The organism is Pseudomonas sp. GW456-E7, from assembly GCF_059424105.1.
In genome coordinates this window covers 138,589-150,935 of the sequence record NZ_JBWKZB010000005.1, presented here as the reverse complement: position 1 = coordinate 150,935, position 12,347 = coordinate 138,589, and the positions used below count along the sequence as shown (strand labels likewise).

Below are 12,347 nucleotides of genomic sequence, written 5' to 3'. Positions count from 1 at the left end.
GTCAAGTCATTCGTTTTTGACCACTGGCTATTGCAAAGTGATGGAACGCTGATGCGGGATGGAGAAGGCGTTCACGTCCCGCCCAAAGAGTTGAATGTATTGCGCCTGTTGCTGAAGTCGGCAGGGGCGGTCGTCAGCAAGGATTATCTGCTGGACCATGTATGGCCCGAGATGGATGCCGCCGAAGAATCCTTGACCCGCTGCATTTATGCATTGCGCAAGCTGCTCAGGGAAAACAAGGATTACATTGCGACGGTGTACGGCCAGGGTTATCGATTTACCTGTGCGGTTGTCGAACTCGACACACCGGGTCAGGCGAGGGCTGTGGCGCCTTCGCTGGCTGTTCTGCCGTTTCGCAATCTGGGGGAGACGGCAGCGCTGGATCTGCAGGATGTGATGATCCGTCAGTTGACGTTGGCGTTCGGCGAGATGTTGCACGTCATTCCCTCGGGATTGATGGCGGCCTATGCGCAACCGGTCGATGTGCGGTCGCTGGTCGGGCAGTTGTCTGCGGACTACTGCTTGAGCGGGCGTTGTTGCGGCCCGAGCGATCAGCAGCAATGGTCGGTCGAGTTGATCCGTGGCCGCGATCACGCTCTGCTGCATGGGCAGACACTGGATGCCCGTGATCCCGGGGCATCGCTTGGGGCATTGACGTGCCTGGTTGCGCAGCGCATTCCCGGTTTGAGCTTTGTCGGTGATGCCTGCGCGTCATACCCGGCGGCGGTGGCGTACCTGCGTGGTTTGTGTAGCGTGCAGCAGCACACGCCGCAAAGCCTGCGCGATGCCCTGGTACAGTTTCGCCAGTGCCTGAAGCTCGATGCCGGGCACACATTGTCCTGGTATGGTTTGGCGGATGCGTGGCTGGGGCAGGCAATGATCGGATCCTGTGATCAGGGCCGGGCAATCGATGAGGCACAATCGGCGATTTCCAATGCCTTGGCATTGGATCCTGGCAACATCCCTGCATTGGCCCGCCTGGCTTTGCTCACCAGTCTGGGCGGCTGCGAACAGGCGGCCCAGGTGCTTTTCCGACGCTGTTTGCTGGCGGCCGATCAGGCTGACGTTCATTACTTTCATGCCTGGCATCACTGGTTCTGGCGGCACAACGATCAGGCTGCGCAAAGCATCGACAATGCTCTGCGGTACGATCCTGATTGCGTCAGGGCGCAGGTCTTGCGTATGCGCATTGCGCTTGCCGCAAGTCCCGAGTCGGCCTTGGAGATGGCTCGTCGAGCCCTGCAACAAGGCGCCTCGGGCAATTCGTTGCTGGTGATTCTGTATGCCGTGGTGTTGGCTTATTTTGACCAGCACGCGGCAGCCTGGGTCGAGCTCGAACAGGCCGGGCTCTGCGAAAGCGCAATCGGTGAACAGGGACTGGCTGCCTGGAATGTGCTGTTCGGCGCCAATCCGTTCAATGCCCGCGACCTGTATGCGAACTGGTTGGCCCTGACCCGGCTGCGATCCGTTGATGACATTGCGTTGTCAGGTTGGTCCGGTTTATCGGGTGGTCCGGTGATTGAGCCGCTCTGGAGTTCTTTGCAACGAACACCTGAAGTGGGCTATCAGGCATCGACGCAGGACGATCCTGTCCGCGAGCGATTGACACTGGTCAGCGAGCGGCGTCTGGCATGACACAGTGCACAATCAAGTGGCTAACGGTGCTGGTGTGCCTTGGCGCGGGTCAGGCGCAAGCCTGGTGCTGGAGTGAGGCGGGGGCGCGACATGCGATCGAACCCGAACTGCTCCGAGCGATTGCCGATGTCGAATCGGGACAGAATCCGAACGCAATGAACTACAACAAGGATGGCTCGCGAGACATCGGGTTAATGCAGATCAACAGCTATCATCTCCCCCGGTTGAGTGCCCAGGGCATCACTGAGCAGCGACTGCTGGGTGAGCCTTGCCTGTCAGTTGAAGTCGGTGCGTCGGTGCTTGCCGATTTTATCGCGCGTTACGGCTACAACTGGACGGCAGTGGGTGCCTACAACGCCGGCCATTCACCCGACCGGCAAGCCGCGCGCCTGCGCTATGCACGCAAGGTCTGGCAGCGCTATCAGGTGTTTTCCCTGGCTCGACAATGACGGTGCCATGAGCGCTGGCGCAAGATTCTGATCCTCTGCAGGGCACAATCGGCAGAATTCGATCAGGAAGCCTGCAGGCAGCCTGACTACCATGGCCGTTCATTTCACAGCCCAGGAGCTGGAACGGTGACAGTTCTGCCGACCCCCCACCCACGACCCTGCGTTCTACGGATACTCAATGGCGCGCTGCAAGGTTGCGAATTTCCCCTCGGCGAAACGACAACCCTGTTCGTGGTAGGGACTGTGGATCTGCTGGGAGAGGGGGTACTGACTGCCAGCGTCCCGGCGGATGCGATCTTCGTTCCCCTGGAGTCGGGGGGATGCAATTTTGAGGTGTTGGCCGATCAAGTCACGCCGGATGGTCTGCCGCTGCGGGTGCTCAATGAGTCAATGGAAGTGCGCCACTGTACCTTCCACACCAGGGTGCAGATCGGCGGCCTGCTGATCGCCTTGCGGCCTGAAGACCAATCCTGGGCACCCGAACTGCTCGGGCTGCAACCTGACGCTACCGCTGACGCCGCTGTTGTGTGGTGGCGTGCCCCGCTGTCCGGGTGGGTCGCCAGCGGTCTGGCGCTGGCCGCACTGGTCACCGCGGTTGGCATCTGGTCGATGCCCGGGCCCACACCTGAAACCGATGTTCGCGCGTTGATCGCCGGGGCCAGTGACGAGGCCAGGGTGTTGAGCGGTCGTGACAATGCGATCTATGTGTTCGTGGCTTCCGAACGCGATGCCGGCTGGAGTCGGCAAGTGCTGGTGCGCCACAACACGCTGAGCGGCAAAGTGCTGGTGATGGACCAGGAGCGTCGTCGGCTGGAGCGTTTGCTGGTCGACCATGATCCACAACTGGCCTGGCACTCCATTGATCTGAAGGATCCATCGACACCGCGACTGTTGCTGAGTGCACAACGCAATCTGCTCACCCCTCAAAAACAGGCAAAACTGCTCGATGCATTGCTCTCGGCTGCGCCCTATGCCCAGGACATCGCGGTGCAAATGCAGGATGACAGCCTGCTCGTCGAGCTGGCGCAAGAGGGGTTGCAGCGCCTGTCACTGGCCTTCAGCCGCGTCGAGCACGAGGACGGTGTCACGTTTGCCATTGCAGGCAATTTGCAGGATTCCGAACTGGCGAACGCTCGCCGGTACGTCGACAGCTTTTACCGGCAGTGGGGGGATCGCTACGTGCACTTCACCGTCGAACTCAAGGACGACTCGCTCAACGACAAGTCGTTCCAGACCGGCCCGCAGGGCTACATCAAGATGACCTCGTCATCCTGGCATTTTCCTACACAACACTAAGAGGTGACTTATGGCAGAAATTGGTATCCCCATCGAATTTGCCGATGACTTTCTCGGGCGTCAGGCCCAGGCATTCGAAGACGGAGCGTCCAAACTCAAGGAAAAGCTGGACGAAGCGCTGGAAAAACTGAAGGGCAATGCATCGGACCCTGGTCTGCTGGCCTCTTATCAGGCCGCATTTTCATCCTACACGGTGTTTCGAAACGCCCAGACCAACACCATCAAGGGCTTCAAGGATATCGACATGGCGATCATCCAGGCCGCTCGCTGACTCATCCTTTTTTGACCGGCCATTGGTACGTGACGATGGCCATTTTCACGAGTGCATCGCATGCCTATTCAAAACATTTCCCTGTCTGACATCGACCAGACAGTCTTTACGGAATTGCGCGGCCCACAGGAAGGACCGATCGTATCCCTTGAGTCCCGATTGATCGAAGCGTTTGCCGGTTCCGCGGTCAATAGCGAGCAGAACGTTGCAGCCATCAATCAGATCATGCAGCGCCCGGATATCACCAGTCCCGAAGTCTTGTCCAAGTTGCAGGAGCTGACAGGGGAATACAACGTGGACATCAACCTGCTTAACGTATTGGTCCGCAAAGCGGTAGGTACTGCCGAAACCCTGTTGCGTGCCTCATGAAGCCTGGCGTATTGCTGATACTGTTGTGCCTGGCGCTGGCGGGGTGTCGCCAACCCAATCTGCTTGAAGGGCTGGATCAACAGCAGGCCAATGAAGTGCTTTCGGTGCTGCAGCGCAACAATATTGCGGCGGTGAAAGTCGATGCCGGTAAAACCGGCTATGCGGTGAAAATCGATCAGGTCGATTTTTCCGCGGCCGTTGATTTGCTCAACCTCTATTCCTTGCCTTCGCGGCCGCGCCTGCAAGTGGCAGAGATGTTTCCTGCCGACTCGCTGGTGGCCTCGCCCCGGGCTGAAAAAGCCCGGCTGTATTCGGCGCTGGAGCAGCGAATCGAACAGTCGCTGGGTGTGCTTGAAGGCGTGGTGTCGGCGCGAGTGCATGTCAGTTACGACCTGGAGGCCGGCGAAGGCGGACGCAAGGCGCCGCCTGTCCATCTCTCGGCAGTGGCCATCCATGAGCTCGACGTCGACCCGCAATTGCTGATCACCGACATCAAGCGTTTTCTCAAGAACAGTTTTGCGGCGGTCGAGTACGAGAACATCTCGGTGGTACTGTCCAAGCGTTCCCCGACCCAGCATGTCGCGCCGTCCGTGGCCGCAACGCAAGGGCATTCGCACTGGGTCTGGTGGTTGGCCGCGGTGACCGCATTGCTGTTGGCCAGTGGCGCAGCCTGGGCTTATCGCCACTCAAGTGCAGGGCAGCATCATGTCGCACGCTGAGTGTCTGGCGCAGATTCTCGCCGAGCCCTTGAGTTATCTGCATCCGCAGCGCCTGCCGACGCCGCAGGGATTTGATCGCCCCGAGGCACGCCATTGGCTCAACCAGATCCTGCTAGAAGATCTCGAACGGCCAGACCCGTGGCCTTCGACGCCGTTGACAGCCGTAGCCAAGCAATGGGTTCGCCATTGGCGCCAGCTGACCTACATCGCCAGGCTGATGGGCGCTTATCGCTTGATGCCCGACCTGGCGCGAGGCGCGGCGTTACTGAACCTGCCCTTGTCACTGCGCCGCTTCGCCGGTTACAGCCTCGGTGTTCGATGCGGCCTGCCGATCGGGGGCTCGCCCGTTTCGATAGAGCAGGTCGAAGCCGCCGGCCTCAATGCGTTATGGAGTTGGTACGAGCAGGTACCGCCAGCCTTGCTCGAACGCCTGACCTTGCAATTTTCCGAACCGGTTGTTCGCTTGCACAGGCAATGGCCGGTCACGCAACCCGATACAGCTCTTTTCTTTTTGGCGGTGCAATATGCTCGACGCTATCCGAACCCTGACTGAACTCCCCGAGTCGAGCGACGCCCATCTGTCGCGCGAGGACATCGCCGCCGCACGTCGACGCCGGACCTTGCAGCAACAGGCGCAGCGCTGGGCCCGCGATTGTGTCGAGCAGGCCCGGCGTGATGCCCAGGCGCTTCATGCCCAGGCCTTTCAGGAGGGCTATGCCGCGGGCATCTTGCGCGCGACCGGGCAAATGGCTGACGGCTTGCTGATGTCCCAGGCGCTGGGGCTGCAATTGCGCAAAGACCTTGCGCAGGCCGCCCGCGATTTGCTCGCACAAGCCTTGAGTCGTCCCGAATGGCTGGATGACATGCTGGAGCGTTGGCTGAGCGAGCAACCGGGCGATTCGAACGCGGTGTTGCAAGTGCTGCTACCGCTGCGTTGTCGGCCGCAGGGCAATGAACTGCGCGAGCGCTTGCGCAGGCATTGGCCCGGTGAGCTGGTCCTCGACTATCACCCGCAAGAGCGCTATGTGGCGCGGCTTGCGGATCAGTTGCTGGAATTCGATCTGGAAACGACGCGGCAACGACTGGAGCCGCGGTTGCTGGCGTGCGTTGCGAACCTGCCGGAGTCGGTCCGCGCTCTGGACCGGGCGTCCATGCAGGCGCTCACGGATCTGTATTCGACCTTTGCCGAACGCTCGCCCGGTTGCACTGAAACGGCCCCGACCGAGGTCCGCCATGAAGATTGAAAGCGGTTTGAGTCTGCGCACAACTGAAAGCGGGGGGCGCGCAACGCTCGAGTCGCTTGAGTCACGTGTGCTTGCGGCCAGCGGGAACGTGCCTGAAAACAAACGCCCGGGCCCCGAATTCGATCGCTTGTATGAACTGCTGTCCGCCATGGAGGGGCAGGGAGAAAAAGTCATCTATGAGTTTCTCCGTTCGCTTCGAAGTGCAGATGGCCAATCACCCGCGTACCCCACGGCCCAGGCATTGATGGCGGTCACGCTCCAGGTACTGATTCGATTGAAGGACGAGGGTCTGGAGAAGTCGCTGCTTTACAAGGAAATCAAAGGTGCCAATGGCCTGGCGTTCAGCGTGGACCTCTTCATCAAGGGCTTCATGCGTGAGGTGTTTCAACCGATGGAGGATGACGCTTGGGAGAAGAGTGAGTGGTGAGGTGAACCGAACAATTCTGGGCAGAACAATTTTGACTAATAAAGGCTAAGACGATGAACGGGATATTTGCCGGCTCTGGAAGCGTTGTTGCGCGTCCTATCAGCCAAATTGAACCCTCAAATAATACCAATCGCAGTTCGTCAATAGGTGATCATTCAGACCTGGTTGTTTCGTTGGATTTTAGCCCCGCCAGTTTGGGATCACCCAGGCAAATCGGTGCGGGTGTGGAAATCCTTGACCGTTCGGTGTCGATTGCGATGGAGGTGATCAATAGCGAGTTAGGCGAGACAGATCAGACTGTGGTGGAACGAACGAAGGTCTTCATTGATCAGGGAGTGTCACCCGGGGGGACTGTCGCTGCGGATTTTGAAACACGGATCCGCGCGTTAAATGCAGTGGACATCGAACAAACTCGCGAAAGTCGAATGCGCACGGTGCTTGAAGCCGGTCTGGAGTTGCTTGGGAGCGCCCGAGGGCCCGGGCTGAACCTGCTTAATGTCACAGCGCGCACAGGCCTGGTCGTCGCGCTGACCACAGTGTTGCGTCAGATGGTCGGTTTTTACGTGGAGAAAGCTATCCGGGAAGGCGACTCACCCGAGGCATCTCAAGCATGGGCGGTGGCCGCCATAACGATGATTGGACCCGCGACGAGCCTGATAGGCGCCATCCGCGATGAGTGCGCAGGCACCGCCAATCTTCAGACTCGACTGGGGCGAGTGTGTATGGCAAGCATTACGATGGGGGCGTTGATCGCGGCGCATCTGACCGGTGCATCCAACTCAATGCTTTCGACGGCGATCAATACGACTGTTTATACATTTGCCCGGGACCTGTGCAATGCCTTCTTTCCTTTGAATGACAACGCCGGAGCGGTGAATGACAGAGCGACGGGAGCCGCCACGGTAGCCTTCGGTGTGGTGCAGTATCTATTGGAGCAATTGGCCCCACTGATGCCTCCCAGTGGCCCGGGGCGCGCAGCGGCGGACCTTGGTTGGAGCCTGGGGGCCGATGCTATTGCGGGAGCCGTGAATGCTTTTGGCGCGGTGGCTGACGATTGCGTCTTTATCCTTTGCCGAAGCTGGTCGTTGTTATCGCCATCAGTGGGGTTGGGGTCGGTTGACATCGGATCACTCGAGCAACGTGTCCTTGAAGTACGTACCGAAGCACGCCTGCCCACGGCACAACAGTTGGGGAATGCAATGTTCAATAACGGGGCGTCGCGAACTTCGGCGTTTATGGGCCTTGTTCTTGCCTTGGGGGCCGGAGCCGCTGCACTGTCGTTGACTGATCTTGGAGAAAACACTCAAGTTCAACTCCTGAATATCTGCCTGGGGATAATGATGATGCTCATCTACTACCCATTCATCTGGAGTTGCTCCCAGAGCACGCCTGAGGCTCAACCTGCAGCGCAGTTGCAGGCGTAACCTGATACGCCACCACCCGGCTCGACAGCGGCGATCCGGGTGGTGGATCAGGTCTGCGACGTTGAATCGCAGAGTTTCTCGCCCGCCACCCTCCACATGGCTATAATCGCCCCACTTTTCGTAGCCTTGAGTCAAACCCGCCCATGTACACCCTGGCCCGTCAGCTGTTGTTCAAACTCTCCCCGGAAACCTCCCACGATCTGTCCCTGGACCTGATCGGCGCGGGCGGGCGTCTTGGGCTCAACGGTTTGCTGTGCAAGGCCCCGGCGAAAATGCCGGTGAACGTCATGGGCCTGGAGTTCCCGAACCCGGTGGGCCTGGCCGCCGGTCTGGACAAGAACGGCGCGGCCATCGACGGTTTCGCCCAACTGGGTTTCGGTTTTGTCGAAATCGGTACCATCACCCCGCGTCCGCAGCCGGGCAACCCCAAGCCGCGCCTGTTCCGATTGCCGGAAGCCGAGGCGATCATCAATCGCATGGGCTTCAACAACCTCGGCGTCGATCACCTGCTGGCCCGCGTGGCGGCGGCCAAATACAAGGGCGTGCTGGGCATCAACATCGGCAAGAACTTCGATACGCCGGTCGAGCGTGCGGTGGACGACTACCTGATCTGCCTGGACAAGGTCTATGCCCACGCCAGCTATGTGACGGTCAACGTCAGTTCGCCGAATACGCCGGGCCTGCGCAGCCTGCAATTTGGCGACTCGCTCAAGCAGTTGCTGGCTGATCTGGCCGAGCGCCGCGCGGAGCTGGCCTTGCGTCATGGCAAGCATGTACCGCTGGCGATCAAGATCGCGCCGGACATGAGCGACGAAGAAACCGCACAGGTTGCACAAGCGCTGATCGAAACCGGAATGGATGCGGTCATCGCCACCAACACCACCCTGAGCCGCGTCGGCGTCGAAGGCATGGAACATGGCGACGAGGCCGGTGGCCTGTCCGGCGCACCGGTTCGCGACAAGAGCACCCACACCGTGAAGGTGCTGGCATCTGAGCTGGGTGGTCGCCTGCCGATCATCGCGGCCGGCGGCATTACCGAAGGCAAGCACGCCGCAGAGAAAATCGCCGCGGGCGCGAGCCTGGTGCAGATCTATTCGGGCTTCATCTATAAAGGCCCAGCGCTGATTCGCGAGTCCGTAGACGCCATCGCCGCCCTGAGATAAACCCGGTCCCTGTAGGAGCTGCCGAAGGCTGCGATCTTTTGATCTTGAAAAATCAAAATCAAAAGATCGCAGCCTTCGGCAGCTCCTACACGGGAAAATTGCATTCATAAAAAAGGGCTCCTTCAAAGGAGCCCCTGGGCCGTAGCCCGCCGTCCGGATGGGACGTGCGTGGTTAATTCAGTACAAAATCAGATTGTCGTGTCGGAGTGTTGTGCCCTGTAATTAGCCGACGGCGTGAAGTTCGTTGAGTCTGTGGATTCCCGCAGTGCCGGTCATACCGTCCCAGTTGTCGCCGCGTCCTTCTCGCCAGCCGTTGATCCAGGCTTGGCGTACCGACGGTAGAGTAAATGGGCAAAGCTCACGGGATTTGCCACCAACGCCATATTGATATCCGCGCAAAAATGCTCTTTCCAACGGATCACGCTTAAGTCTTCTCATAGGGTGTTGCCCTCACTTGTTGACTGTATTTATCGCGTCGACCTCTATTGAGGTCTGGCAGAAAAACTCTGCCGTTGGGGGCTCGTTGCCGGCGTGACGAGCCAAGGTGTTGGCGTCATTGCGGCGCCAACCTGAGTTGAGTTCTAACCAATGCGTCACATCGAGGGAATGATCGTTTTGTCATAAGGACGTAACCATTCATGTGTTAAGGCCATAAGTAACAGAGTGTTTGTAGCGTATTTATTGGCCAAACCCCGGTATGATCAGCCCTGCGCTGGATGATGGGCTTAATCCTTTAGTGAGAATGGCTCCCGTTGCCGGGAGGCACTATTCGACGAAGGGTCGACTTATGACATTTCATTGCATCAACTTTTTTATCTGTCCTTGCATCTAAGCTCATTTAACCCGAGCAGCAGGGGTGGAACGGCACACCTTCGTGCCACGCGGGCGCTCTTCGAGAAAAGCGCCTGATTGAAAACCGGACCGGCAATGCGTTGCCCGGTCACTCAGCTAAAGGTTCTGGAATTCCCATGTCCGATCGTTTCGAACTCTTCCTCACTTGCCCAAAAGGCCTTGAAGGCCTGCTCATCGAGGAAGCCGTCGGGCTTGGCCTTGAGGAAGCGCGGGAGCACACCTCTGCCGTACGCGGCATGGCCACCATGGAAACCGCTTATCGCCTGTGCCTGTGGTCACGCCTGGCCAACCGCGTGCTGCTGGTGCTCAAGCGTTTCCCGATGAAGGACGCCGAAGACCTGTACCACGGCGTGCTGGACATCGAGTGGCAAGACCACATGCTCAACGACGGCACCCTGGCCGTCGAATTCAGCGGCCATGGCTCGGGTATCGACAACACCCACTTCGGCGCGCTGAAGGTCAAGGACGCCATCGTCGACAAACTGCGGACCCCGCAAGGCGACCGTCCGTCCATCGACAAGCTCAATCCGGACCTGCGCATTCACCTGCGCCTGGACCGTGGCGAAGCCATTCTGTCCCTCGACCTGTCCGGCCACAGCCTGCACCAGCGCGGCTATCGCCTGCAGCAAGGTGCGGCACCGCTGAAGGAAAACCTCGCGGCCGCCATCCTGATCCGTTCCGGCTGGCCACGTATCGCGGCCGAAGGCGGCGCGCTGGCCGACCCGATGTGCGGCGTTGGTACGTTCCTGGTGGAAGCGGCGATGATCGCCGCCGACATCGCGCCGAACCTGCGTCGTGAGCAGTGGGGCTTCACTGCCTGGCTCGGTCACGTTCCGGCGTTGTGGAAAAAACTCCACGAAGAAGCGTCCGAGCGCGCCGCGGCCGGTTTGGCCAGGACACCGCTGTGGATCCGCGGCTACGAAGCCGATCCGCGCCTGATTCAACCGGGGCGCAACAACGTCGAGCGCGCCGGCCTGAGCGAGTGGATCAAGATCTACCAGGGTGAAGTCGCGACGTTCGAGCCGCGCCCGGACCAGAACCAGAAAGGCCTGGTGATCTGCAACCCTCCGTACGGCGAGCGTCTGGGCGACGAGGCGAGCCTGCTCTACCTCTACCAGAACCTCGGCGAACGCCTGCGTCAAGCCTGCCTGAACTGGGAAGCGGCGGTGTTCACCGGCGCGCCGGACCTGGGCAAGCGCATGGGTATCCGCAGCCACAAGCAGTATTCGTTCTGGAACGGCGCCTTGCCGTGCAAGCTGCTGCTGATCAAGGTGCTGCCCGATCAGTTCGTCACCGGCGAACGTCGTACGCCGGAACAGCGCCAGGTCGAGCGTGAGCAAGCCGCCTACGATCAGGCGCCGAACGAACCGCAGGAACGCAAGTTCAACAAAAACGGCAACCCGATCAAACCGACGCCGGCACCAGCTCCGGTGGTCGAGCAGCCGCGCCTGAGTGAAGGCGGGCAGATGTTCGCCAACCGCCTGCAAAAAAACCTCAAGGCCCTGGGCAAGTGGGTCAAGCGTGAAGGCATCGACTGCTACCGCGTGTACGATGCCGACATGCCGGAATATTCCATGGCCATCGACCTGTATCACGACTGGGTCCATGTTCAGGAGTACGCCGCGCCGAAATCCATCGATCCGGAAAAAGCCTCGGCCCGCATGTTCGATGCGCTGGCCGCCATCCCGCAGGCGTTGAACATCGACAAGAACCGCGTGGTGGTCAAGCGCCGCGAGCGTCAGAGCGGCACCAAGCAGTACGAGCGCCAGGCGGCGCAGGGCAAATTTGTCGAGGTCAATGAAGGCGGTGTGAAGTTGCTGGTGAACCTCACCGACTACCTCGACACCGGTCTGTTCCTCGACCATCGGCCGATGCGCATGCGTATCCAGAAAGAGGCGGCCGGCAAACGCTTCCTCAATCTGTTCTGCTACACCGCAACGGCCAGTGTGCATGCGGCCAAGGGCGGGGCGCGCAGCACCACCAGTGTCGATCTGTCGAAGACTTATCTGGACTGGGCGCGTCGCAACCTGTCGCTGAACGGTTTTTCCGACAAGAACCGCCTGGAGCAGGGCGATGTGATGGCGTGGCTCGAAGCCAGTCGTGACGAGTACGACCTGATCTTCATCGACCCGCCGACGTTCTCCAACTCCAAGCGCATGGAAGGCGTGTTCGACGTGCAGCGCGATCAGGTGCAACTGATCGACCTGGCCATGGCGCGTCTGGCACCCGGTGGCGTGCTGTACTTCTCCAACAACTTCCGCAAGTTCGAACTGGAGGCCAATCTCGGCGAGCGCTATGCGGTCGAGGACATCACCGCCCAGACCCTCGATCCGGATTTTGCCCGCAACGCCAAGATCCATCGCGCCTGGAAAATCATGGCACGTTGAGGGTTGCCCCCTGTAGGAGCGAGCTCTGCTCGCGATGGTCGATAACGATAACGCGGGCTGTCTGAAAGCACGCGGTGTTCTTGAGTCCATCGCGAGCAGGCTCGCTCCTAC

Annotated in this window: 13 protein-coding genes; 12 read left to right on the top strand and 1 reads right to left on the bottom strand. The window is 59.8% G+C overall.

Annotation, left to right across the window (positions count from 1 at the left end):
* Positions 1-51 precede the first annotated feature (51 nt).
* From AC07YV_RS05965 to AC07YV_RS05915, 11 genes are all read left to right on the top strand, one after another.
* Positions 52-1,635 (top strand): winged helix-turn-helix domain-containing protein, encoded by a 1,584-nt coding sequence (locus tag AC07YV_RS05965; RefSeq protein WP_494990270.1) that lies wholly within the window; start codon positions 52-54, stop codon positions 1,633-1,635.
* Entirely contained in the window at positions 1,632-2,084 is a 453-nt protein-coding gene (locus AC07YV_RS05960) for a transglycosylase SLT domain-containing protein (RefSeq protein ID WP_102698787.1), read from the top strand. The genes AC07YV_RS05965 and AC07YV_RS05960 overlap by 4 nt, the downstream gene beginning before the upstream one ends.
* Before the next feature lie 126 nt (positions 2,085-2,210).
* Entirely contained in the window at positions 2,211-3,380 is a 1,170-nt protein-coding gene (locus AC07YV_RS05955) for a PrgH/EprH family type III secretion apparatus protein (RefSeq protein WP_102698786.1), read from the top strand.
* 10 nt (positions 3,381-3,390) lie between these two features.
* Positions 3,391-3,651: a type III secretion system needle filament subunit SctF gene (gene sctF / locus AC07YV_RS05950; RefSeq protein ID WP_102698785.1), complete on the top strand. Its 261-nt coding sequence runs from the start codon at positions 3,391-3,393 to the stop codon at positions 3,649-3,651.
* 60 nt (positions 3,652-3,711) lie between these two features.
* Entirely contained in the window at positions 3,712-4,020 is a 309-nt protein-coding gene (gene sctI, locus AC07YV_RS05945) for a type III secretion system inner rod subunit SctI (protein WP_102698784.1), read from the top strand.
* Complete coding sequence (locus AC07YV_RS05940) at positions 4,017-4,739, top strand: EscJ/YscJ/HrcJ family type III secretion inner membrane ring protein (protein WP_102698783.1); 723 nt, start codon at positions 4,017-4,019, stop codon at positions 4,737-4,739. The genes sctI and AC07YV_RS05940 overlap by 4 nt, the downstream gene beginning before the upstream one ends.
* On the top strand, positions 4,726-5,292 hold the full coding sequence (locus AC07YV_RS05935; protein ID WP_102698782.1) for an OrgA/MxiK family T3SS sorting platform protein: 567 nt from the start codon (positions 4,726-4,728) through the stop codon (positions 5,290-5,292). The genes AC07YV_RS05940 and AC07YV_RS05935 overlap by 14 nt, the downstream gene beginning before the upstream one ends.
* Complete coding sequence (locus AC07YV_RS05930) at positions 5,264-5,983, top strand: oxygen-regulated invasion protein OrgB (protein WP_102698781.1); 720 nt, start codon at positions 5,264-5,266, stop codon at positions 5,981-5,983. Before AC07YV_RS05935 ends, AC07YV_RS05930 begins: the two co-directional genes overlap by 29 nt.
* Positions 5,973-6,410: a hypothetical protein gene (locus tag AC07YV_RS05925; RefSeq protein WP_102698780.1), complete on the top strand. Its 438-nt coding sequence runs from the start codon at positions 5,973-5,975 to the stop codon at positions 6,408-6,410. The genes AC07YV_RS05930 and AC07YV_RS05925 overlap by 11 nt, the downstream gene beginning before the upstream one ends.
* 53 nt (positions 6,411-6,463) lie before the next feature.
* Positions 6,464-7,834 carry a hypothetical protein gene (locus AC07YV_RS05920; protein WP_494990269.1) on the top strand — a complete coding sequence of 457 codons (1,371 nt, stop codon included), beginning with the start codon at positions 6,464-6,466 and terminating at the stop codon, positions 7,832-7,834.
* Positions 7,835-7,977: 143 nt separating this feature from the next.
* Positions 7,978-8,997, top strand: a complete 1,020-nt coding sequence (locus AC07YV_RS05915) for a quinone-dependent dihydroorotate dehydrogenase (RefSeq protein ID WP_102698779.1) — start codon at positions 7,978-7,980, stop codon at positions 8,995-8,997.
* Positions 8,998-9,219: 222 nt separating this feature from the next.
* Here the strand turns inward: AC07YV_RS05915 and rmf are convergent, their stop codons facing one another.
* Complete coding sequence (gene rmf / locus AC07YV_RS05910; RefSeq protein ID WP_003223300.1) at positions 9,220-9,435, bottom strand: ribosome modulation factor; 216 nt, start codon at positions 9,433-9,435, stop codon at positions 9,220-9,222.
* Between the two features lie 530 nt (positions 9,436-9,965).
* Here rmf and rlmKL point away from each other — a divergent pair.
* Positions 9,966-12,236 carry a bifunctional 23S rRNA (guanine(2069)-N(7))-methyltransferase RlmK/23S rRNA (guanine(2445)-N(2))-methyltransferase RlmL gene (gene rlmKL, locus AC07YV_RS05905; RefSeq protein WP_007971490.1) on the top strand — a complete coding sequence of 757 codons (2,271 nt, stop codon included), beginning with the start codon at positions 9,966-9,968 and terminating at the stop codon, positions 12,234-12,236.
* Positions 12,237-12,347: the final 111 nt, after the last annotated feature.

Excerpts from the sequence above, each read along its gene's own strand:
- AC07YV_RS05965 (WP_494990270.1), top strand. The coding sequence starts at position 52 with ATGCGGGATGGAGAAGGCGTTCACGTCCCGCCCAAAGAGTTGAATGTA.
- AC07YV_RS05960 (WP_102698787.1), top strand. The coding sequence starts at position 1,632 with ATGACACAGTGCACAATCAAGTGGCTAACGGTGCTGGTGTGCCTTGGC.
- sctF (WP_102698785.1), top strand. The coding sequence starts at position 3,391 with ATGGCAGAAATTGGTATCCCCATCGAATTTGCCGATGACTTTCTCGGG.
- sctI (WP_102698784.1), top strand. The coding sequence starts at position 3,712 with ATGCCTATTCAAAACATTTCCCTGTCTGACATCGACCAGACAGTCTTT.
- AC07YV_RS05940 (WP_102698783.1), top strand. The coding sequence starts at position 4,017 with ATGAAGCCTGGCGTATTGCTGATACTGTTGTGCCTGGCGCTGGCGGGG.
- AC07YV_RS05935 (WP_102698782.1), top strand. The coding sequence starts at position 4,726 with ATGTCGCACGCTGAGTGTCTGGCGCAGATTCTCGCCGAGCCCTTGAGT.
- AC07YV_RS05930 (WP_102698781.1), top strand. The coding sequence starts at position 5,264 with ATGCTCGACGCTATCCGAACCCTGACTGAACTCCCCGAGTCGAGCGAC.
- AC07YV_RS05925 (WP_102698780.1), top strand. The coding sequence starts at position 5,973 with ATGAAGATTGAAAGCGGTTTGAGTCTGCGCACAACTGAAAGCGGGGGG.
- AC07YV_RS05920 (WP_494990269.1), top strand. The coding sequence starts at position 6,464 with ATGAACGGGATATTTGCCGGCTCTGGAAGCGTTGTTGCGCGTCCTATC.
- AC07YV_RS05915 (WP_102698779.1), top strand. The coding sequence starts at position 7,978 with ATGTACACCCTGGCCCGTCAGCTGTTGTTCAAACTCTCCCCGGAAACC.
- rmf (WP_003223300.1), bottom strand. The coding sequence starts at position 9,435 with ATGAGAAGACTTAAGCGTGATCCGTTGGAAAGAGCATTTTTGCGCGGA.
- rlmKL (WP_007971490.1), top strand. The coding sequence starts at position 9,966 with ATGTCCGATCGTTTCGAACTCTTCCTCACTTGCCCAAAAGGCCTTGAA.